The following is a 280-nucleotide window of genomic DNA, read 5'->3' as shown; positions in this document are numbered from 1 at the left end:
CCTAAGTACACTGATCCAGTAAATGGAGAAGTAATATACGGTGAATGGGATAAACCTGCTGGTAACTGGGATAAATACAGTGCTCCAGACATTCCAGGCTACACTTCAAATGAAGTACCAGTAGAAGAGGTAACTCCAAATACTGCAGACAAGACAGTAACTGTGAAGTACACGAAGAATCCACCAATTGAAACGACTGAGAGTAAGACCATAACTAGAACGATTATTGTTGAAGATCCAGATGGTAGTGAAACTCAAGTTGTTCAAAAGGTAACGTTTA

General features: G+C 39.6%; 1 protein-coding gene. It reads left to right on the top strand.

Features of this window, described 5'->3' with window-relative positions; genetic code table 11:
- Positions 1 to 280: mucin-binding protein (locus FD18_RS09730; RefSeq protein WP_420919753.1), on the top strand; the 280-nt coding region annotated here is incomplete at both ends.

The organism is Lactobacillus taiwanensis DSM 21401, from assembly GCF_001436695.1.
GTDB classification, from domain to species: domain Bacteria; phylum Bacillota; class Bacilli; order Lactobacillales; family Lactobacillaceae; genus Lactobacillus; species Lactobacillus taiwanensis.
This window is presented reverse-complemented; position numbering and strand designations above follow the sequence as displayed.